Annotated in this window: 22 protein-coding genes; 13 read left to right on the forward strand and 9 right to left on the reverse strand. The window is 32.0% G+C overall.

The genetic code is table 11. The features are described 5' to 3' along the window. Positions 1-10: 10 nt before the first annotated feature. Positions 11-1222 (reverse strand): GTPase HflX, encoded by a 1212-nt coding sequence (gene hflX, locus BWZ22_RS05470; RefSeq protein WP_076698519.1) that lies wholly within the window; start codon positions 1220-1222, stop codon positions 11-13. 77 nt (positions 1223-1299) lie between these two features. Here hflX and BWZ22_RS05475 point away from each other — a divergent pair, with 77 nt between their 5' ends. Then, a complete protein-coding gene (locus tag BWZ22_RS05475; RefSeq protein ID WP_076698520.1) occupies positions 1300-2268 on the forward strand; it encodes an endonuclease in 969 nt (322 codons plus the stop codon). A 56-nt stretch (positions 2269-2324) separates the two neighbouring features. Here BWZ22_RS05475 and BWZ22_RS05480 read toward each other — a convergent pair whose 3' ends face one another. Then, positions 2325-3707, reverse strand: coding sequence for a DUF5689 domain-containing protein (locus tag BWZ22_RS05480; RefSeq protein ID WP_076702308.1), 1383 nt, complete (start codon positions 3705-3707; stop codon positions 2325-2327). Positions 3708-3740: 33 nt separating this feature from the next. Beyond that, positions 3741-6509, reverse strand: a complete 2769-nt coding sequence (locus BWZ22_RS05485) for a TonB-dependent receptor (protein WP_076698522.1) — start codon at positions 6507-6509, stop codon at positions 3741-3743. Between the two features lie 138 nt (positions 6510-6647). Between BWZ22_RS05485 and BWZ22_RS05490 the strand changes: the two genes are divergently transcribed. Beyond that, positions 6648-7703 (forward strand): endonuclease, encoded by a 1056-nt coding sequence (locus BWZ22_RS05490; RefSeq protein WP_076698523.1) that lies wholly within the window; start codon positions 6648-6650, stop codon positions 7701-7703. Between the two features lie 3 nt (positions 7704-7706). Here the strand turns inward: BWZ22_RS05490 and BWZ22_RS05495 are convergent, their stop codons facing one another. Beyond that, positions 7707-8144 (reverse strand): hypothetical protein, encoded by a 438-nt coding sequence (locus BWZ22_RS05495; protein WP_076698525.1) that lies wholly within the window; start codon positions 8142-8144, stop codon positions 7707-7709. A 317-nt stretch (positions 8145-8461) separates the two neighbouring features. Between BWZ22_RS05495 and BWZ22_RS17065 the strand changes: the two genes are divergently transcribed. Both BWZ22_RS17065 and BWZ22_RS17070 read left to right on the forward strand, forming a co-directional pair. Further along, a complete protein-coding gene (locus BWZ22_RS17065) occupies positions 8462-8524 on the forward strand; it encodes a hypothetical protein (RefSeq protein WP_371326823.1) in 63 nt (20 codons plus the stop codon). Between the two features lie 235 nt (positions 8525-8759). Then, positions 8760-8846 carry a hypothetical protein gene (locus BWZ22_RS17070; protein ID WP_198027670.1) on the forward strand — a complete coding sequence of 29 codons (87 nt, stop codon included), beginning with the start codon at positions 8760-8762 and terminating at the stop codon, positions 8844-8846. Between the two features lie 127 nt (positions 8847-8973). Here the strand turns inward: BWZ22_RS17070 and odhB are convergent, their stop codons facing one another. The 3 genes from odhB to BWZ22_RS05520 form a co-directional block, all read right to left on the reverse strand. Further along, positions 8974-10185, reverse strand: a complete 1212-nt coding sequence (odhB, locus tag BWZ22_RS05510) for a 2-oxoglutarate dehydrogenase complex dihydrolipoyllysine-residue succinyltransferase (protein ID WP_076698528.1) — start codon at positions 10183-10185, stop codon at positions 8974-8976. Between the two features lie 39 nt (positions 10186-10224). Then, on the reverse strand, positions 10225-12963 hold the full coding sequence (locus BWZ22_RS05515; RefSeq protein ID WP_076698529.1) for a 2-oxoglutarate dehydrogenase E1 component: 2739 nt from the start codon (positions 12961-12963) through the stop codon (positions 10225-10227). Positions 12964-13230: 267 nt separating this feature from the next. After that, positions 13231-13662 (reverse strand): Rrf2 family transcriptional regulator, encoded by a 432-nt coding sequence (locus tag BWZ22_RS05520; protein WP_076698531.1) that lies wholly within the window; start codon positions 13660-13662, stop codon positions 13231-13233. A gap of 116 nt (positions 13663-13778) precedes the next feature. Here BWZ22_RS05520 and BWZ22_RS05525 point away from each other — a divergent pair, with 116 nt between their 5' ends. The 9 genes from BWZ22_RS05525 (at position 13779) to ric (ending at position 21545) form a co-directional block, all read left to right on the forward strand. Further along, positions 13779-14282: a cytochrome c gene (locus BWZ22_RS05525; protein WP_076698532.1), complete on the forward strand. Its 504-nt coding sequence runs from the start codon at positions 13779-13781 to the stop codon at positions 14280-14282. Between the two features lie 125 nt (positions 14283-14407). Beyond that, positions 14408-16372, forward strand: a complete 1965-nt coding sequence (nosZ, locus tag BWZ22_RS05530) for a Sec-dependent nitrous-oxide reductase (RefSeq protein WP_076698534.1) — start codon at positions 14408-14410, stop codon at positions 16370-16372. Positions 16373-16489: 117 nt separating this feature from the next. Then, entirely contained in the window at positions 16490-17080 is a 591-nt protein-coding gene (locus tag BWZ22_RS05535; protein WP_076698535.1) for a hypothetical protein, read from the forward strand. Positions 17081-17119: 39 nt separating this feature from the next. Beyond that, complete coding sequence (locus tag BWZ22_RS05540) at positions 17120-17557, forward strand: nitrous oxide reductase accessory protein NosL (RefSeq protein ID WP_076698537.1); 438 nt, start codon at positions 17120-17122, stop codon at positions 17555-17557. Between the two features lie 14 nt (positions 17558-17571). Beyond that, a complete protein-coding gene (locus BWZ22_RS05545; RefSeq protein ID WP_076698538.1) occupies positions 17572-18009 on the forward strand; it encodes a CopD family protein in 438 nt (145 codons plus the stop codon). Next, positions 18006-19253 (forward strand): nitrous oxide reductase family maturation protein NosD, encoded by a 1248-nt coding sequence (locus BWZ22_RS05550; RefSeq protein ID WP_076698540.1) that lies wholly within the window; start codon positions 18006-18008, stop codon positions 19251-19253. The genes BWZ22_RS05545 and BWZ22_RS05550 overlap by 4 nt, the downstream gene beginning before the upstream one ends. Next, positions 19247-19954: an ABC transporter ATP-binding protein gene (locus tag BWZ22_RS05555; RefSeq protein ID WP_076698541.1), complete on the forward strand. Its 708-nt coding sequence runs from the start codon at positions 19247-19249 to the stop codon at positions 19952-19954. Before BWZ22_RS05550 ends, BWZ22_RS05555 begins: the two co-directional genes overlap by 7 nt. Beyond that, positions 19947-20729 (forward strand): ABC transporter permease, encoded by a 783-nt coding sequence (locus BWZ22_RS05560; protein WP_076698543.1) that lies wholly within the window; start codon positions 19947-19949, stop codon positions 20727-20729. The genes BWZ22_RS05555 and BWZ22_RS05560 overlap by 8 nt, the downstream gene beginning before the upstream one ends. Positions 20730-20828: 99 nt before the next feature. Then, positions 20829-21545, forward strand: coding sequence for an iron-sulfur cluster repair di-iron protein (gene ric, locus BWZ22_RS05565; RefSeq protein ID WP_076698544.1), 717 nt, complete (start codon positions 20829-20831; stop codon positions 21543-21545). A 34-nt stretch (positions 21546-21579) separates the two neighbouring features. Here the strand turns inward: ric and BWZ22_RS05570 are convergent, their stop codons facing one another. Both BWZ22_RS05570 and BWZ22_RS05575 read right to left on the reverse strand, forming a co-directional pair. Further along, on the reverse strand, positions 21580-21927 hold the full coding sequence (locus BWZ22_RS05570; RefSeq protein WP_076698546.1) for a hypothetical protein: 348 nt from the start codon (positions 21925-21927) through the stop codon (positions 21580-21582). Continuing rightward, on the reverse strand, positions 21927-22901 hold the full coding sequence (locus BWZ22_RS05575) for a polyprenyl synthetase family protein (protein WP_076698547.1): 975 nt from the start codon (positions 22899-22901) through the stop codon (positions 21927-21929). Before BWZ22_RS05575 ends, BWZ22_RS05570 begins: the two co-directional genes overlap by 1 nt. Positions 22902-22945 lie beyond the last annotated feature (44 nt).

Genomic DNA, 22945 nt, shown 5'->3' on the forward strand with positions numbered 1-22945 from the left:
TAACGCCCAACTACTCCATATCTTCATAATCTGGATACAGAAAATGATTATACGGAAAACGCGTGATGTGTATCTCTCTAACTTCATCGTAAACACGTTTTTTAAAGTCTTCTAAATTACTTTTATTAATAGCCGAAATGAATAGGGCATTGTTACCTATTTTACTCATCCAGGTGTTTTTCCATTCTTCTAAAGTGTAATTTGCTTTAGTGCGTTCGGTAGCTAAATCGTCATCATCAATAGGTTCTGGTTTATAAGCATCAATTTTATTAAATACCATAATAGTAGGTTTGTCTCCACTATTTATTTCGCCTAATATTTTGTTTACAGAATCTATATGTTCTTCAAAATTTGGGTGCGAAATATCAACTACATGCAACAGCAAATCTGCTTCTCTTACCTCATCTAAAGTGCTTTTAAAACTATCTACCAATTGGGTTGGTAACTTGCGTATAAAACCAACCGTATCACTTAATAAAAAAGGTAAGTTTTGAATTACTACTTTTCTAACAGTGGTATCTAGGGTAGCAAAAAGTTTATTTTCGGCAAAAACTTCACTTTTGCTTATCACATTCATGAGGGTAGATTTACCCACGTTAGTATAACCAACCAAGGCTACTCTAACCATTTTTCCGCGGTTGCCGCGTTGTACTGCCATTTGTTTATCAATAGCTTTTATACGGGCTTTTAAAAGCGATATTTTATCACGTACAATACGTCTATCGGTTTCAATCTCGGTTTCACCAGGTCCGCGCATACCAATACCCCCTTTTTGTCGTTCAAGGTGCGTCCACATCCCCCTTAATCGTGGTAATAAGTACTCGCATTGTGCCAACTCTACTTGTGTTCTTGCATAACTAGTTTGGGCTCTTTGTGCAAAAATATCTAAGATTAGATTGGTTCTATCTAGTACTTTTACATTTAGAATTTTACTAATGTTGCGTTCTTGAGCAGCGGATAATTCGTCATCAAAAATGGCTGTTCCTACATCATTTGCTTCAATAAAATTACGAACATCTTCCATTTTACCAGACCCAATAAAAGTTTTAGGGTTGGGCATATCCATTTTTTGAGTAAAACGCTTTACTACCACGCCTCCAGCTGTATAGGTTAAAAATTCAAGTTCATCTAAATACTCTTTAGATTTAGCTTCATCTTGATTTTTAGTTATAATTCCTATTAAAACTGCTTTTTCTAAAGCTATGTCTTTCTTTTCTATCATAAATATTAATAATGTACAAAGTTACGCAATTACAACTACTTTTAATTTCATATTTTAGGGGTCTATTTTTTAAGTTTATGATTGATTTATTTGAGGATATCCCTGTAAAGGAAAATATGCAAACCATTGCATTTTATAATGTAGAAAACTTATTTGATGTTTTAAAAGATAAACATACCAACGATAATGATTTTCTGCCATATTCTAAGAAAAAATGGACCCTAAAACGTTACAAAAATAAATTAAGAAAACTTGGGTTTGCTATTTCTAATATTGGACGAAGAGAAACCGGAAAAAACCCAGCTATTGTAGGTTTAGCCGAAGTTGAAAATGCCAAAGTTATTAAAGACCTTTTAGATTCTAAACATTTAGATGACTACGATTACGATTATGTACATTACGAATCACCTGATGAACGCGGTATAGATGTTGGCTTAATTTATGATAAATCTGCTTTTAATGTATTGAATTCTGAAACTTTCACGGTTCATTTAACTGATGCGGATGGCTCTCTTGATTATACCAGAGATATTCTATTGGTGTCTGGTAAACTAGATGGCGAATTAATACATGTTATTGTAAACCATTGGTCTTCTAGAAGTGAGGGAACTAAAGAAACCGAGTTTAAAAGATTGGCTTCTTCTGAAAAAGTAAGTGAAATTATTTCTAGTATTAAAGACAAAAATGCAGATGCCAAAATTGTGATTCTTGGTGATTTTAATGATGAACCACATAACAACAGTATAATTAGATTGGTAGAAAACTACAATTTATACAACCCATTTGAAACCCTTAGGTCCTTTAACAGAGGGTCTGTGAGCAGATTTAAACAATGGAGTTTGTTTGACCAAGTGTTTTTTACTACTAACTTTATTAAAAGCTCTAAAGACCAATTTGAGTATTACAACGCCAATATTTTTGATGAAGATTTTTTAAAACAATTTAAAGGCAAATATAAAGGCTCACCTTTTAGAACTTATGTTGGTAAAAAATATAAAGGTGGTTATAGTGACCATTTTCCTGTTTATGTTATTTTTAAGAAATAAAAAAGGAGACCACACATGTGTGGTCTCCTTTTTTATTAATTTTATTTATTAAAAAACTACGGAACTGTAACCAATACATTTTCAACATGTAAAGTCATGTTTTCATTGCTTGAATCACTACCTGTATATTTAAATGCAATGTATGCTGTACCAGAATAAGATGATAAATCTATACTTCCTGAATCTGTAAATGTAAACCAGGTATCATAATCAACAACATAACTAACATCAAAAGTTAATGGTTGCCAAGTAGCTGTGGCAATACCCGCTTCGGTACCATCAAAATCAGTTGAAATAAACACCTCTAATGGCTCATGACCAGAATCTGGATAAGCATGTTCTGTTTGAAATGTTAAAACCTCTCCATCTTGACTATCTAAATCAATTCCAGGAGTAATTAACCATGCTATGTTTGAAGTATCTCCTGAGTTATAAGGGTTAAATTCTGCATACCCATTGCCTCCATAAACTTGTTCTGTCCAAACTACACTTCCTGCTTCAGCATAATTAATCCAACCATCAATATTTAAAGTGGTATTATCAATAGCTGTATTAAATGATTCTTCAAAAACAGGATCACATCTATCTTCAGTAAAATTAATATCGCTTGTATCATTTAATACCATTACAATATCATCACCACCATAACTTTGTGTAATAACCCCAGATATTGTTCCTCTACCATCGGTTGGTAAAGGTTCTTGAATAAAATTAGCAAAAGAACTTGTTTCTATAGGAAATTCAAAACCATTTAAACAACTTACTAGATTACGTTGAGTATCAAAATCATCTGTTGGTTCTAAAAAGGTTTTTCCTGCTAAACTCATTGGGAATTGAACATTTTCCAGTGTTACAAACATACCCAAATGCGAACTATTAACTTCTGAAGGATTTAAAACTAAAGGAACAATTTCCATAGTATTTTCAGATCTAAAAATGAAATTAGGAATTTGATTTGCTGTAAATTCATCAACCTGATCTCCATCGGCTTGTCCTCCTATTGTTACTACTTCTGATGAGTTTTCACCTAAATAAGCGCCTTTTAACTTGATATAAACTTCTCTTCCTAAATTAAATTGGTTATAAGAATCTACCTGATTAAGAACAACACCAATGGCTGCAGTGGGGTTTTCAGGAGCATCTTGCATATAAAATTCTTTATAGAAGTTGCCTGTTCTATCTGATGAAGTTACATAACCTTTAACAACAATATCTGATTCTATTAAAGTTACAGTACCTGTGTATAAAGCTACCAATTCTGATATTGAAATTTCAGTAATATCACCACTTGCAATACTATCCATAATAGCGGTTAATCCTTCATTTTCTTCATCCCCTAAACTTGCTGGGATAACATAATCATCATCTTCTACACAAGAGAAGCATGCTACACTAATCATTAACGTTAGTGCTATTTTTAATAATTTTTTTGTACTCATAATGCTTAATATTTTGTTTTCCATAGTCTTTTTTTAAAATCTGAAGTTTAAGTTTACAAAGTAGTTTGTGCCTCTACCATACCAGTATTTTGGTCCAAAAACACGTTTTGGACTAGCAACATCGTCTCTTAATTCTCTGTAATTTGCTAACCTACCTTGTTCAAAACCACCGGTTTTATATTCTTTGTCTAAAAGATTTCCAATACTTGCAAAAAGACTAATGTATTTATTACCTATTTTCCAAGATTTTCCCCCAATAAGGTTAACAACCATATAGTCATCAAACCTTTCTTGTTTTAATAGTTCATTAGCTAATTCTTCATCATAATCGTTAAATGGTAAACCATCTGAATCTAAATAAAAATTAGATGTTCTTGTTAGTGTATTAATATCTACGTAAGTATGACTAAAGAAATTAGCTGTAGCACCAAACCACCAATAGTCTGGGTCTCTATACTCAAAACCTACAGAGTAAGCTCTTTGTGGCCCGCCTGCAAGTTTATAATCTTTTAAATTGGCTTGCCCATAAGATATTGACCCATCTTCTGATGTAAAACTAGAAGATGTTAAGTATAAATTAGGGTTGTTATCATAGGTGTATTGACCAACTGAAGCAGCGCCTTTAAGCTTAATAGTTGGTGTTACTTGTGCTTCAATTCCTAATTCTGCACCAATGTGCCTTTTATCTATACCTTGTAAAACTTCTTGAACAAAGGCCGAAGTTTCATTGTTTTCTATTTCTGTACCACTTAAACCATCGGCGTAATAGAAACCAACCTCATTGGCATCTTCAATAGTAGTATAAAAACCTGTTAATTTAGCTTTTACTATTGGTGATCTAAAAATATAACTAGCATCAAAAGAAGTTACTTTTTCTTCTGTTATATCTCTAACTATGTTATGATTTTCTCTAGAATTTGAAAAGGTATTTCTTAATGTAGGCGCTCTAGAAATATATCCTGCATTAACATCAAACAAATGCTTTCCTGTAATTTTATAAGTAAAACCTGCTTTAGCGCCATAACCTGTAAAGGTTAACTCTTCGCCTTTACCATAAGAATCACTTCCTGGAAAACGGCTATGTTCCCATAAACCTTCTCTTTGGTATGTTGTATTGGTAACACTACCTGACAAATAGAAATCAATTTTGTTAAATTTAAATTGACCTTGAGCGTAACCAGAAATTACATCGGCAAACAAGTTGTAATTGTATCTAAATTTATCGCCTTCGCCAACTAATCTATCTGGATTTAAATTATCGTATTGATAACCATCAAATGAATCAACATTTAAAGCTCCGGTAGAAGACCCTAAAACATCTATAATTTCTCCAAAGTTTTCAGACTTCAATTTTTTATAATTAACCGATGCATTTAAAATAATATTATCTGTTAATTCTGAGCTAAAAATGGTATTTAAAGTAAGTTGTTTATCATCACTTCTATCTTCGTACAACACGTAAGCTGCTGGTAGAGCACCTATGTTGTTTGTTAAATTAGCGTCAAGTATGCGTTCCCAATCAATTTGTCCATCATTTAAAAAGTTTTGCTCTAATTGATAAGCTGTTGCATAATCTGGTCCGTCTGGATCTGCCAATGCATAACTTGGTAAATCTTGGTAATATGAAGGACTAGGGTTACCACCTCCCGAATAATCTAAACGACTATTACCCAGCTTACCAAATTGATACCCAACATTGGTATTTAATGAGGTTTTATCACTAATAGTCCAATAATGATTTAACATTAATATAGGCTCTTCAACCTCTTTAATACGTGAGTTTTTCTTTTCACCATCTAAATACCCCCAATATTCATTGTATTTAATACCTTTTAAATCATAAACTTCTTGAGTATTTGGAGATGATTTCCCTCTTCTGTTAGGCGCATAAATAGATGTGAAATTAATACTGTGTTTGTCATTAATTTTCTTTTCTATAGAGGCAAAAAACGAATTAGAATCATAAAGTGAAGCATCTAAAAATCCTTCGTTCCCCCAACGTCTGGCAATAGAAACTGTAAATGCCCAACCACCTTCTATTAAACCTGTGGCATAGGTAGCCATAAGCCTATTAGTATAACTTCTATTTGATGATGAGTAGGTTATTCTTCCGCCAGGTCTTGCTTGAGATGCTCTTACGTTAATGTTAGTAGTACCTAAAATACCACCAAAATTGTAGTTTGAAGGAGTTAACCCCGAAGTAAGCTCTTGATTTCTTACCACATCATTTAAACCACCCCAGTTACTCCATTGCGGCCTTCCGTTATAGAGTTTATTCATCTCTATACCGTTAATTAAAATAGAGCCGTTTTCGGAATCTAAACCTCTTACTCTAAAAAATGAAGGGCTAAACTCAAAAGCAGCTGTTCTTTGAAAAACATCTAATGATGATGATAATAATCCAGAAATGTTGTCTGAAGCACTGGTGTCATCATCTAATTCATCATCAGAAAGAGAAATAGTAAACACATCTTGATTTGCAGTAAGGTCTGCTTCTAAAGTCATATCCGAAATATCAACCGTTTGATTTTCGTTTACAACAATTGGAAATCTTTTGCTGATGTATCCTATTTTAGAGATTCTTAAAATTTGCTCTCCTAATGGAATGTTAGATACAAATACAAACTCGCCTTTAGCATTTGTACTTGTACTAAGGGTTGTTCCTTCAACAGAAACCGATACATCTGGAATAGGTTCATAAGAAACAGCATCTTTTACGCTACCTTTTATTTGGGTTTGTTGCGCTGATACCGTAAAAAATGAAAAAACTCCCAGTAAAAAAATGAGTAATCTTTTCTTCATACTTTAATTTATAATTAATATTTTAACTGTCATTAAATAATGATTATTTAATATTGCCAAATTTAAGCTATTTAAAGTAAATATTTACTTTTGGCTTAAAATTTGTAATCAAAATAACAATAACATAACTTTTCTTTAATGAGATATCTAAAATTTATTCTTCTTGGTCTAATTTCTTTATGTAGTTTAACTAGTTACACACAAGACAAAAAAACGTACAAAGTACACACTATTGCTTTTTATAATTTAGAAAACTTATTTGATACCGAAAACGACCCCACGAAGTTTGACGAAGCCAGCCCTATGATGGAGTTAAAAACAAATAGAGAGGAGGTTTATAAGAAAAAAGTAAGCAATATGGCTAAAGTTATTGCAGATATTGGGCAAGAAGTTACCCATAACTCTCCTGCTATTATTGGTATTTCTGAGGTTGAAAACAGAAAAGTTATTGAAGATGTTGTGAATGACCCCATGCTAATAGAAAAAGATTATGGCATTGTGCATTATCACTCACCAGATGCTCGTGGTATAGATGTAGCGCTACTATACCAAAAAAAGCTTTTTAAACCAACATCTACTAGTAGTCACGAGTTAAAAATATTTGATGATTTATCTAAAAAAAGAGTTTATACCAGAGACCAATTATTAGTAAGTGGTGAGTTAGAAGGTGACCTTATACATATAATTGTTAACCATTGGCCTTCTAGAAGTGGCGGTGAAGCTAGAAGTAGACCCAAACGTGTAGCTGCTGCTAAACTTACTAAACGCCTTGTAGATTCTTTACAGTCTAATGACCCTTACGCTAAAATTTTAGTTATGGGCGATTTAAATGATGACCCCATCAACGAGAGTGTGAAAAAGGTTTTAAAAGCCAAAAACGATAGAACAAAAGTTGGACTTAAAGGTATTTACAATCCTTATGAAAATTACTTTAAAGACGGATTAGGGACTACCGCTTATAGAGATGCTTGGAGTTTATTTGACCAAATACTTATTACCAAACCACTACTTGAAAAAGATTTTTCATCATTTAGGTTTTATAAAGCAGGCATTTTTAATAAAAATTATTTAATAACAAAAAAAGGGCAGTACAAAGGCTACCCTTTTAGAAGTTTTGCAAATGGTAGTTTCACTAATGGTTTTAGCGATCACTTTCCTGTGTATGTTTATTTAATTAAGGAGGTTAAAAAATGATTTTTAACCCATCCAAGTACTCCAAGGGATTCTAGATAAAAGTAACACTAAGGCAATGGCGTAAAAAACAGCAATGGTTTTTAACTTTGCCTTAGAAGTTAATTTCTTTTTGTGTTTAGAATATCCAATAGTAATTAATGTTACGGCAATTATGTTTACTAATGGATGTTCTACTAGAAATAAACGCGCTAAACTGTTACTCATTACACCTCCACCTAATTCACTCCATAAAGCAAATCTTGGTGATACAAAATAGAGTATTAAGCCTACTAAAAGTTGAATGTGAGAAACTATTAATGTAAACAAAGATATTCTAAAATCATTGGCACTATATTCTTTGGCTCCAGCAGATTTTATAATGGCATTAAAAGTAGCTATAACTAATATTAAAAGCACTACGTATGCCCAATAAGAATGTAAATTAAGTATAATCTCGTACATGGTTATAAATTTAAATGAAACCAAAAATAATGATTTTAATCTATAAAAAAGAGGCTGCCTTTTCAGACAGTCTTTTTTTTTGCATTTTTTTTAGTTATTTTTTTAACTTTAAGAATGTGTAAAAAAAGTAGTTTTCAAGTCCTATAACTAAGACCTGCTTTGTCTGTTGTCCCAAGTTATGATGATTTAGTTCCATAGCATCATCCTGTTCAAATCGTAAATACAATTATTAATCATTCAGATATTACGCTTTAGAAGCAAGCTATAAAGACGGTGGCACCTCTAGTTATCATCCACAAATCTTACTCAAGGTAATTATTTATGGCTATTTACATAATCTTTATTCCTCAAGAAAAACAGAACAAGCCTTTTATTTATGAGAACATTCATTTTATGTGCTTAATGGTCAAAGCAAACCAGACCATAATACAATAAACGATTTTACAAACAAACGTTTACAAAATCATTTAAAGAAAATCTTCCTTCAAGTTGTCATTTTGCTTGCAGAAGAAGGTGTACTATTCTTAAAAGACGAGCAAAGAACGTATCAAAAAACGAAAACAACGCTGTTGGGATGTAGAAGCTAGTTTAAAAACATAAACCTTAAAACGCTTTATGCTCAGAGGTATCGATAAAGTAAATGTAGAAATAGAACTAATTGCAATGGCACATAACCTTAAAAAGTATAGTTTAGCTATATAAAACTGATTAGCTAATGATAAAAAGCCTTTTTTTAAATCAAAAACTAAACAAAATCTATTCTGAAAAAAAAATCGTCTAAAAATTGCTTTTTAGACGATCTCTTTTTTCTTTAATATAATTGGCTAATTTATAGCTCTAATGATTTTTTAACATCATTGTTCATTAAAATTTCAATTGGGTTTTCTAAAGCTTCTTTAACAGCCACTAAAAAACCTACACTCTCTTTTCCATCAATTATTCTATGGTCATATGATAATGCAACGTACATAATTGGTCTAATTTCAACTTTACCATCAACAGCAACAGGACGCTCTACAATATTGTGCATTCCTAAAATACCACTTTGTGGCGGATTAATAATTGGTGTAGATAACATACTACCAAAAACACCTCCATTGGTAATTGTAAAAGTACCACCTGTCATTTCATCAACAGTTATTTGTCCTTCTCTTGCACGAATAGCTAATCGTTTTACTTCAGATTCTACACCTCTAAAGCTTAAATTTTCAGCATTTCTAATTACTGGTACCATAAGACCTTTAGGACCAGAAACGGCAATACTTATGTCACAAAAATCATAAGAAATCATTTCTTTACCGTCAATCATAGAATTTACAGCAGGATACATTTTTAAAGCACGAACCACAGCTAAAGTAAAGAAACTCATAAACCCTAAGCTAACTCCATGTTTAGCTTTAAAGGTTTCTTTATATTCACTTCTTAGAGCAAAAATTGGAGACATATCAACCTCATTAAATGTGGTTAACATTGCTGTTGTATTTTTAGCTTCTACTAAACGTTCTGCTACTTTACGGCGTAACATAGACATTTTACTTCTAGAAGTACCACGGTTACCTCCTGTTGGTGTTCCCATTGAAGGAACAGCTTTTATAGCATCTTCTTTTGTAACTCTACCATCTTTACCAGTTCCTTTAATAACTGATGCCTCTATACCTTTTTCAGCCAAAATCTTTTTTGCTGCAGGACTTGCACTACCTGTAGCATAAGTAGCTGTTTGTGTAGCAGGTGCCGAAGGTGTTTCGGTTTTTGGAGTTTCTTCTTTAACAGCTTCTTTTGTAGGCGCATCTCCTTCTGGTTTTTCAGCGCTTGTATCAATATGACAAACTACAGCTCCAACTGCTACAGCATCTCCTTCTTCTGCTTTTAGGGTAATAGTACCACTTGCTTCTGCTGGAAGCTCAAGAGTTGCCTTATCACTATCTACTTCTGCAATAGCTTGGTCTTTTTCTACATAATCACCATCTTCTACTAACCAAGTAGCTATTTCTACTTCTGTGATAGACTCTCCTGGTGATGGTACTTTCATTTCTAAAATCATCTGTAATAATTTTAATTATAATTTTTCTTTTTTTTTATTTTAAATACTGAAAACGTTTTCTAAAACTTTACGCTGTCTTGCTTTATCTCTAGCGCTAGAACCTGGTGCAGGAACCGAGTTATAATTTCTGGTACAAGCTTCTAATTTAACTAAATCTAATCGTTGTGCCATAAAACTCCAAGCCCCCATGTTTCTTGGTTCTTCTTGAGCCCAAATGTATTTTTCAACATTAGGATATTTATCAATAATTTGTTGAATCTTTTCTAAATGAAGAGGAAATAGTTGTTCTATTCTCACAATAGCTACATCATCTCTATTTAAAGTTTCACGCTCAGTTAATAGCTCATAATAGAATTTACCTGTACAGAAAACTAATTTTTTAACCTTATCTGGGTTTATAGTGTCATCTATAACTTCTTGAAATTCTCCGGTAGCTAATTCTTTAATTGAGGAAACTGCTTTTGGATGCCTTAATAAACTTTTAGGGGTAAAAACAATCAACGGCTTTCTAAAATCACGTTTCATTTGTCGGCGTAATAAATGGAAAAAGTTTGCAGGCGTGGTACAGTCGGCTACTATCATATTATCATTAGCACAAAGTTGTAAGTAACGTTCCATTCTTGCGGAAGAATGCTCAGACCCTTGTCCCTCATAACCATGAGGCAATAGTACTACAACCCCATTTTGTACTTTCCATTTATCTTCAGCTGCTGATAAATATTGATCGAATATAATTTGTGCTCCGTTACTAAAATCTCCAAACTGTGCTTCCCAAATGGTTAATGTGTTTGGATTTGCCATGGCGTACCCATAATCAAATCCTAATACACCGTATTCTGAAAGGGACGAATTGTAGATATACATTTCGCCTTTATTATTGGGGTTGGTGTTTAATAAATTGATACGTTCTTCTGAAATTTCATCACGTAAAATAGCATGACGGTGACTGAAGGTACCGCGCTCAACATCTTGCCCAGAAATTCTAACATTAAATCCTTCTTCTAATAAGCTTCCATAAGCTAATGTTTCTGCCATTCCCCAATCTAATGTATCAGTTTCAAAAACCATCTTTTGGCGTCCTTGTAAAATTCGTTCTGCTTTACGTAAAAACTTAACACCTTCTGGTACTGTTGAAACTACTTTTGAGATAGACTTTAAATTATTTTCTGGATATTTTGTTTCTGCTGGTTCTAGCATTGCATCTAAGCCTCTACGCTTAAAATTTGCCCAACGTTCTTGCATGAACTCTCTAACTTTAGAGGATTCTGCCTCTTTAGCCTTTTCATACTCACTTTCAAGCGTGTTCTTAAACTCACTTACAATACTATCTACATATGCTTTATCTACCGTTCCTTCTGCAATAAGTTTATCTGAATATATTTTGAAAGGATTAGGGTGTCTTGCTATATTTTTATACAGTTTAGGTTGTGTAAATCTGGGTTCATCTCCTTCGTTATGACCATATTTTCTGTAACCTAATAAATCTATATATACATCTTTTTTAAAACGCATTCTGTAATCTAGCGCCATTTCAATTGCATGTACAACAGCTTCAGCATCATCGGCATTTACGTGCATTACAGGAGACAATGTTACTTTGGCAACATCTGTACAATAGGTACTAGAACGTGCATCTAAATAATTGGTTGTAAATCCTATTTGATTATTTACTACAATATGAATGGTTCCGCCAGTTTTATAACCGTTTAACTGACTCATTTGAGCCACTTCATAAACTATTCCTTGACCTGCAATAGCGGCGTCTCCATGAACTATAATAGGTAGAATTTTAGAATCATCTCCACCATAATCGCTATCTATTTTTGCTCTTGTAATACCTTCTGCAACAGGACCAACGGTTTCTAAATGTGATGGATTTGGCACCAAATTCATCTTAATAGTTTTACCGTTTTGATAGGTTTTATCTAATGTTAAGCCTAAGTGATATTTTACATCACCATCAATATCTTGATCTTCAAAATCTTTTCCTTCAAACTCACTAAATAATTCATTTAATGGCTTTCTAAAAATATTAACCAAGGTACTTAAACGCCCACGATGCGCCATTCCTAATACGGTTTCTTTAACTCCGTATTTTTCTACAGCATTGTAAAGCGTATTACTTATGGCTGGTATTAGTGTTTCACCCCCTTCTAACGAAAAACGTTTTTGCCCAACGTATTTAGTTTGCAAAAAGTTCTCGAAATTAACCGCTTGATTAAGTTTAGAGAGTATATATTTTTTAGTATCTGCAGAATACGTAGGGTGATTATCGTTTAAGTTAAGCTTTTCTTGCCACCATTTAATAACCTCTGGGTTACGCAAATACATATATTCTACACCAATTGTATCACAATAAGTTAATTCAAGGTGTTTTATAATTTCTCTTAAAGGCTGCGCTTCTAAACCAAGAATTTCTCCGGCATTAAAAACGGTATCTAAATCGTTTTCGGAAAGACCAAAATTTTTTAATTCTAAGGTTGGGGTATAGGTGCGTCTTTCTCTTACGGGATTAGTTTTTGTAAACAAATGCCCTCGCATTCTGTACCCATCAATAAGTTTAACTACTTGAAATTCTTTTTGTAAATGCTCTGGCATTTGAGCCGATACACCTTCAACAATTTCACCATCTAACCCGTAGTTTTCACTACCAAAATCATACCCTTGAAAAAAGGCTCTCCAACTAGGTTCTACACTATCAGGGTTTTGCAAATACTGCTCGTACAAATCAGCAAAATACGCTGTGTGTGCTGCGTTTAAAAAGGAAAATTTATCCATTATTCTATCCTATTCTCTTCTTGAAAAAACATTCTCCAAAAATACAACTTTTATAAAAATTATATGTTTCTAATCAAAGAATTATAACTCCTACCCTAACTTTTAGCAAATACTTTTTTTAAAATGTTAATTTGTTAGTGATTTTTAAGATTTTAAGAGTTTTTTTATTAATCGCTAAATATCAGCAATAAGAACACCTCTAATTTTATTAAATTTTAACATTATTAATAAATCTATAAATTAGAATTTATTAAAATTTTGAGGATATCATAGAGGAAGAAATGAATTACCTTCATTGACATCAGATGCCAATTCTTTAATAGTTATATTTTTAAGTTTATTTAAAATATTATTTCTAGAAGCACTTAGTACATTGTGCAACGGACAAGGGGTTTCTTCATGACATTTTTTTAAACTTAACATACAAGAATTAAGCTTTTCTTCGCCATCAATTACATAAATAATATTTATTACAGATTTGTTCAAATTTGCTTCACTTAAATAAAACCCTCCCTTAGGCCCTCTAACTGATGACACTAGGTTTTCTCTAACCAACTGCTGAAGCAATTTAGCTATATAAGCCAAAGGCACGTTGATTGGATTTGCAATATCCTTAACCATTACCTTGTTTTTTTCACTAGCATGTAATGCTAAAAACAACACAGCTTTAATGGCGTATTTTGATGAATTTGAAAACATATACTTAAATAATCTTGTACAAATTTAAAGAAGATATAATTATCTTAAATATGATTTTTATCATATTTTTTTGTGTGTTTACTACATACTTTTGCTATTCCTAAATATTACATTATATGAAAACAACACTAAAATTAATGACCATCTTATTAACTGCAATATTAATGAATTGTGGTGGTAAAGAAGAAAAAAAGAAAGAAGGTTTCAGTTATGAAAAAAAAGAAACCACTGTGAAAAAAGAAGTGAAAAAAGACGCAACCATACCCGCTTCTAAACAAGTAGATTTAACTAATAAAGGTATAGGCCCAATTAAATCGCTTTCATTACCAGAGAGTATAGATGAAACTATGGCCGCTCATGGCGCTGATGTTTATAAAAAAATGTGCACTGCATGTCATAGACCAAATAAAAAGTTTATTGGTCCAGCACCAGCAGGTATTTTAGAACGTAGATCTCCTGAATGGATAATGAACATGATTTTGAACCCAGATGAAATGACTCAAAAAGACCCATTAGCTAAGGCTTTATTAATGGAGTTTAACGGTTCTCCTATGGCAAATCAAAATCTACCTGAAGAAGATGCAAGAGCCGTTCTTGAATATTTTAGAACATTAAAATAACAACAAGCTCATTATTGGAGGCGCTAATTTATAACCTATATAAAGCTATCGGTATTGTACACGTAATAGCAAACTGCTTTTTTCCTCCAATTGAATAAAAATACCAACTAAAACCAAGTTAAAGAATGAAAAAAGTATTAAAACCCATTGTAACATTATTAGGTATTCTTGTGGCATTTACAAGTTGTAATAATGATTCTAAATCTAACGCCGGAGCTTTATCTAGTAGCGCTGCAGAAAAAGTATATGTAAAACCTGGTGATCATGACGAATTTTACGCATTTATATCTGGTGGATTTAGCGGACAACTTTCTGTTTACGGTCTACCTTCTGGACGTTTATTTAAGGTAATTCCTGTATTTTCACAAGATGCCGAAAAAGCGTGGGGTTACAATGAAGAAACCAAACCCATGTTAAATACCTCGCACGGATTTATTCCTTGGGATGACGCACACCACCCTGACATTTCTCAAACAAATGGCGAAATTGATGGGCGTTGGGTATTTATTAACGGTAACAATACACCACGTATTGCAAAAATTGATTTATCTACTTTTGAAACTACCGAAATAATAGAAGTACCTAATAGTGCAGGAAACCATAGTTCTTCTTTTGTTACAGAAAACACAGAGTATGTAGTGGCGGGAACAAGGTTCTCTATTCCTATTCCTCAAAAAGATATGCCTATTAAAGATTATAAGGGAAACTTTAAAGGAGCTTTAACATTTATTTCTGTAGAGCCAGAACATGGGCATATGGATATAAAATTCCAATTAATTATGCCTGGTTTTGATTATGATTTATCGCATCCAGGACGCGGAAAATCACATGGTTGGTTTTTCTTTACAACCTATAATTCTGAAGAAGCCAACACCCTTTTAGAAGTAAACGCTTCTCAAAACGACAAAGATTTTATTGCTGCTGTTAATTGGAAGAAAATAGAAGAATATGTTAACAATGGTGGCGGTACCATGATGCCTTCTAAATACGCTCATAATGTTTATGATGAATCTACGCACTCTGCAACCTCTACCATTAAAGAAGAAGTACTTACAGTAAATCCTTTAGATGTTCCAGGTGCTGTTTACTTATTACCTACTCCAAAATCGCCTCACGGTTGTGATGTAGATCCTTCGGGAGAATACATTGTTGGTAACGGAAAACTTTCGGCTAATTTAACAGTTCATTCATTTACCAAAATGCTTGATGCCATTGAAAACAAAAAATTTGCTGGTGATGCTTATGGTATTCCTATTATTAACTTTGAAGATGTTTTAGCTGGCGTTGTAGAACAACCTGGTTTAGGACCTCTGCATACAGAATTTGATGGTAAAGGAAATGCTTATACTACGTTCTTTATTTCTTCAGAAGTTGTAAAATGGAAATTAGAAACTTGGGAAGTTGTTGATAGACAACCTTGTTACTACTCTGTTGGGCACTTAATGATTCCGGGAGGAAACTCGCAAAAACCTTGGGGTAAATATGTACTTGCCATGAATAAAATTACTAAAGACCGCTATTTACCAACAGGCCCTGAAGTAACACAATCTGCGCAATTATATGATATTTCTGGCGATAAAATGGAATTGCTTTTAGATTTTCCAACAATTGGAGAACCTCATTACGCAGCTGGATGTCCTGCAGATTTAATAAAACCTCGTTCTAAAAAAATATTTAAATTAGAAGAAAACAATCACCCATATGCAACTAAAAGTGAAGCAGACACCAAAGTTGTTAGAGATGGCAACACTGTACATGTATATATGACCATGATACGCAGTCACTTCTCTCCTGATAATATTGAAGGCATTAAGGTTGGAGATGAAGTGTACTTCCACGTAACTAATTTAGAGCAAGATTACGATGTACCTCACGGAGTAAGTATGATTGGAGCCAATACTTCAGAACTACTAATTATGCCAGGGCAAACTGAAACCTTTAAATGGGAACCAAAACAAGTTGGTGTATGGCCATTTTATTGTACAGATTTCTGCTCTGCATTACATCAAGAAATGCAAGGATATGTAAGAGTATCTGCTGCCAACGCAAACACACCATTACGTTGGTCTCTTGGTGAAGACATAGAGTAATTAAAACTTAGGAAAATTTTGTTTTAGTGTTTATTTTCCTAGAAAAAGGCGAGAGTTTTTTCGCTCTCGCCTTTCTTTTTAAAACACTATTAAAACAAAACCACTAAATTTTATACGATGAAAAAGTCTAATATCATCATGCTTCTTGCTGCTATTCTTCCTTTAGGTTTATTCTTATTTCCGCTTTGGAGAATTACCTTAGAAGCACCACAATACCCAACACCTCTTGCTATGAATATCCATATTAATGATTTTTCGGATGTTCACCCACATGACATTAAAAACATCAACTTAATGAATCATTATGTTGGCATGAAATATATTCCAGATGCCATTCCAGAGTTTAAAATTTTTCCGTTAGGTATTATTATCACAACTGTTATTGGACTAATAATAGCTTTTAAAGGAAACTATAAATGGTTTTTGTTTTGGTTTATTTTAATGATTGTTTTAAGTAGTGCGGGGCTTTACGATTTTTATATCTGGGAACACGATTATGGCCATAACTTAGACCCTAAAGCCATAATGAAATTTACCAATCCTGACGGTTCTATTATGGGGTTTCAACCTCCGCTTTTTGGCACTAAAGATATTTTGAATTTTACAGCACATTCTTACCCAAGACTTGGGGCGTTATTTTTAGGACTAGGAATTGCTGCTTCATTTATAGCCTATTTAACTGGAAAGAAAAACCATAAAACAGTGTAATTTATGTAATAATTACTACCAACTTAAAGCACTAAAATTATGCAAACACTAAAACTCTTTTCAATATCATTACTATTATTTACAGTTTTTGGTTGTAATGTTTCTCCTAAACCTATTGATTACGGAAACGATGGTTGCCATTTCTGTAAAATGACTATTGTAGATAAAGTTCATGCAGCAGAAATAGTTACAAAAAAAGGGAAAGTTTACAAGTTTGATGCTACAGAATGTATGATACATTTTATGAAAGAATTTGATACTTCTGAAATTGCACTCTACTTATCAAACAATTACCTAGAGCCAGAAACGCTTATTGATGCTACAAATGCAACTTTTTTAATAAGTAAAAATGTACCAAGTCCTATGGGAGCTTTTCTTTCTGCTTTCAAAACCAAAGAAGATGCTGCAAAAATTAAAGCAGACAAAGGAGGTAAACTTTACAGTTGGGAAGCGTTGTTAACTAAATTTCAAAATTAATAGTTGTTTTAAAAATGATACTCAAATTAGTTGTTTTTATTCATATCCTTGCCGCAACAATTTGGACGGGTGGACATCTTATTTTAACCTTAACTTTTTTACCTAAGGCTTTACGGAAAAATGACTTTAATATTATAGAATCTTTTGAAAGTAAATATGAAAAAATTGGTATTCCCGCATTACTAACATTAGTAGTTTCTGGAGTTTATATGGCAACTCAATATGCAGAAGATGGTTTTCTTACTTTTAATTTTTCAAATCATTTTAACAAACATATTTACATTAAACTAATATTGCTGTTATGCACCGTAATTCTTGCAGTGCATGCAAGATTTTTTTTAATACCAAAACGCGCTTTAAAACCATTAGCGCTTCATATAATTTCCGTAACAATTGTTTCTGTGCTATTTGTATTAGTTGGTTTTAGTGCCAGATCTGGAGGATTATTATGAAACTATTAAACTACATATTGTTACTAACTATGTATTTGTGTTATAGCAACACGCTACTACATGCCAAAACAATAACAGTTTGTAATTCTTGCGCTATAAACTCATTAAAAAAAGCTATTAAAACAGCACATGATTTTGATACTATTTCTGTAAAAAAAGGCACCTACAAAGAATATAATATTGTAATTGATAAACCCTTAACCATAGTTGGTGAAAACTACCCTATTATAGATGGTGAATTAAAAGGAGAAATTATCACAATTACTTCAAATAATGTAACAGTTGATGGTCTGTTTATAATAAATGTAGGAACAAGTTATACTGAAGATTTTGCAGCTATTAGAGTTCAAAAAAGCAAATATTTTACAATTAAAAATTTAGTGCTAGAAAAACTCTTTTTTGGCATTTATTTAGAAAAAGCTAATCATGGAAAAGTTTACCATAATAAGATAATTGGCGATGCAGTTGAAGAGTATAACTCTGGTAACGGCATTCAACTTTGGTATAGCAACCATATTGAAATAGAGCATAATTATGTTCAAAATGTTAGAGATGGCATTTATTTAGAGTTTGCTAATAATTGCTTAATTAAAAATAATGTAAGCTCTAATAACCTGCGTTATGGTTTACATTTTATGTTTTCTAATAACGATAGTTATCAAGATAATACCTTTGAAAATAACGGAGCAGGTGTTGCTGTTATGTTCTCTAAACATATTAAAATGTACAACAATATTTTTAAAGAAAATTGGGGTACGGCGTCGTACGGCATGCTATTAAAAGAAATTAACGATGCCGAAATTATTGGCAATACATTTAATGAAAACACCATAGGCATTAATATTGAAGGCTCTAACCGTATTATTTATAAAAACAACAATTTTATTAATAATGGGTGGGCTATAAAAGTAAGAGGCGCCTGCTATACTAACAGTTTTTTAGAAAATAATTTTTTGTATAACTCTTTTGATATTGCGTATAACAGCAAAGTAAATGATAATATTTTCGATAAAAATTATTGGAGCAGTTACACGGGTTACGATTTAAATAAAGATGGTATTGGCGATGTACCATATCGCCCTGTAAAACTATTTTCTTATGTAGTAAACCGCACACCAGAAACCATTATTTTATTGCGCAGTTTATTTATAGATATTATTGATTTTTCAGAAAAAGTATCTCCTGTTTTTACGCCCAATAACCTATTAGACAACAACCCAGCAACAAAAAAAATAACATGGTAACTATTAAAAATCTACATAAAAAATTTAATAAAAATGTAGTGCTAAGCGGTGTAGATTTAACCATTAACAAAGGCGGAATTTTTGCGGTTTTAGGACCAAATGGTTCTGGTAAAACTACGCTTATTAAGTCTATTCTTGGAATGGTTGTTCCCAATAAAGGTGAAATTTCTGTTCTGGGAGAAAACATAAAAAACAATGCTAGCTACAAACATAAAATAGATTACCTACCACAAATAGCCAATTTCCCAAATAATTTACGAGTTAAGGAGCTAATTAAAATGATTAAAGATTTACGCTGGAAAACTGAAACAGATAAAGACTTAATCAACACTTTTGAACTAGAACCTTTTTTAGATAAAAAACTAGGAAACCTCTCTGGTGGCACTAAACAAAAAGTAAATATAGTACTAACCTTTATGTTTGATAGTCCTTTAATTATTCTAGATGAACCCACAACAGGGCTTGACCCTATTTCATTAATTAGATTAAAAGAACTTATTCAAAAAGAAAAGGCTAAAGGAAAAACAATTTTAATAACCTCTCATATTATGAGTTTTGTTGAAGAAGTGTCTGATGAAATTGTGTTTCTTCTTGAAGGTAAAATTTATTTTAAAGGAAGCATCTCTAATCTAAAAACCAAGACCAATCAGCCAGATTTTGAACACGCCATTGCATCAATTTTAACAAATAACCATGCTTAAAATATTAAAATATAGTTTTTTCGATTTAATGCGTAGCCGCTGGAGTTACGTTTATTTTGCTTTTTATTTGTTGCTAGGAATTGTGTTATTATTTCTAAACCACAATCTTTCTAAAGCAGTTATAACCCTAATGAACGTTATTATTATTTTAGTGCCGCTAATAGGCACCATATTTGGTGTAATGTATTACTACAATTCAAAAGAATTTACCGAATTATTATTAGCACAACCATTAAAACGATCATCTATTTTTTTAGGGCAATATTTAGGTGTGGCAATTTCACTTTCTATGAGTTTAATTTTAGGCCTAGGTATTCCTTTTATACTTTATGGACTATTTAAATCGTCTGCCATTTGGGATTTTTTATTATTGCTAATAACAGGTACTTTCCTTACCTTTATTTTTACAGCATTAGCATTTAATATAGCCTTATCTAACGAAAATAAAATTAAAGGTTTTGGGTATGCAATTCTGTTATGGCTATTTTTAGCTATTATTTATGATGGTATCTTTTTAATGTCCTTAATTATTTTTGAAGATTATCCGTTAGATAAATTATCCTTAATAGGCACCATGCTAAACCCTATAGATTTATCAAGAACACTTATCCTTTTAAAATTAGATATTTCGGCTCTACTAGGATACACTGGCGCCATATTTAAAAAGTTTTTTGGTACTAATTTCGGACTCATTATTTCCCTTTTAACACTTTCATTTTGGGTTATTTTACCAATAACAAGAATTGTTTTTAAATCCAGAAAAAAAGATTTTTAACGCAAAAAAATAACAAATGTCATGTTTTTATTTCATTAAACTTACTACCTTTGATATCAAAATAAAAAAGATAAAAATGTCTTTTATTAAATTAAAACTATGAAAACAATCGAAAATAAAACAGTTGCAGAAGTAGTAGCAGAAAATATTAAAACCGCTCATGTATTTAAAAAACACGGCATAGACTTTTGTTGTGGTGGCGGTATAACCATTGAAAAAGCTTGCGAAAAAAAACAACTAGATTATCAAACACTTAAAAACGAACTCTTACAAGTAGATGATGCCCCAAAATCTTATAATTACAACTCATGGAAATTAGACTTTTTAATAGATCATATTATCAACGTACATCATGCTTATGTAGAAGAATCTATACCTTTAATTTTACAATACTCTAACAAAGTAGCCAAAGTTCATGGGCATCATTACACCGAAGTAATTGAAATTAACAAACTCTTTACTGAAGTTGCTAATGAGTTGGCAGCACACTTAAAAAAAGAAGAAATCATACTATTTCCATACATTAAAAAATTATTAAAATATAAAAATGAAGATTTAGAGTTAACAAAACCTCCTTTTGAAACCGTTAATAATCCTATAAAAATGATGGAAGAGGAGCATGAAACAGCTGGCAATATTTTTAAAAAAATAGCCAAATTAACTAACAATTATACACCTCCAGAAGGGGCTTGTAACACTTTTAAAGCGCTTTACGCTAAACTAGATGAATTTGAACAAGATTTGCACCAACATATTCATTTAGAAAATAATATTTTACACCCTAAGGCTAAAAAATTAGAACAAAGCTTTAGCTAAACTAGAAACCAGAAGTGGTGTTGTTTCAAACTAATTAATAGCAATTGCGAAACCACACTTTCTGCCACTCGCGCCTTAATATTAAAAACGACACCTCTTCTGCTAGTTTTAAAGTATCATCACCGTTTAAAGCCCTAATTGCTTTTTCAGAAACATCAATTATATATAATAGATTTAAGTATTCTGAAAACTTTTCTTGAATAAGCTTGTAAATGGTTTCATGAAGCAATAATTTTAAACTTGTAGGCAAGATATCCTCATGAAAATCTAAATCTATATTAGCTAATTGAAAGTCTTTGTTTAATTGAAGAATTAACTTTTTATACAAGTTTAATTTATTAGCCTCTTCAACTAAATCATCAAAAGTTGTAGGAAGTTGCATTATACGTTTCTACTCATTAAACTGGTGCCAAATTCTTTTAAAAGTTGTTTTTTAGCTTCAGAAATATTTAAACTTTCAAGTACTAAAAAAGCTTTATTTGTATAATCTAAAATAGCTTGTTTTGTGGCTTTAGATGCTCCAGATGATTTAAACAGTTCTTTAACCGCAAATATTTTTTCATCGGTTTTATTGGTTTCAATATTATAAAGATGCTTTAAATGCTGTTGTTCTTTTTCAGAAGAAAACTCTAAAGCTTTTAAGTATAAATAGGTTTTTTTATTTTCAATAATATCGCCACCCACTTGTTTTCCAAAGGTTTCTGGGTTTCCAAAAGCATCTAAATAATCATCTTGTAGCTGAAATGCTATTCCTAAGTTTCTTCCAAATTCGTAAATATTATTTTGATCTTCTTTAGAAGCCCCTGCTACAATGGCTCCCATTTTCATTGCTGCTGCTACTAAAACAGACGTTTTGTATTCTATCATTTTTAAATACTCTGTAATAGTAACATCATTTCTGGTTTCAAAATCTACATCGTATTGTTGCCCTTCACAAACCTCTAAAGCAGTTTTACTAAACAACTTAGCTAAACTTTGAAATGTACTGGCTTGGTAATTTTCAAATAGTTGATATGCCATAATTAACATAGCATCACCAGATAGAATTCCTGTATTTACATCCCACTTTTCATGAACAGTTTCTTTGCCTCGTCTTAATGGTGCATCATCCATAATATCATCATGTACTAAAGAAAAATTATGAAAAACCTCAACACTTAAAGCTGCATGTAAAGCTTCTTTATAATTACCGCCAAAAATATCGGTAGTCATTAATGTTAATACAGGACGTAACCGCTTTCCTCCTAAATTTAAAATATACTCAATGGGTTTATACAACCCTTTAGGCTCTTTTTTTATCTGATAATTTTTTAGAAAGAAAACAAATTCTTGTTGGTATTTTTCTATGGATAGCATAGAACAAAAATAAATGAATTCATTGTATAAAAAAGGATTAAAGT

Source organism: Seonamhaeicola sp. S2-3 (assembly GCF_001971785.1).
Classification (GTDB): Bacteria; Bacteroidota; Bacteroidia; order Flavobacteriales; family Flavobacteriaceae; genus Seonamhaeicola.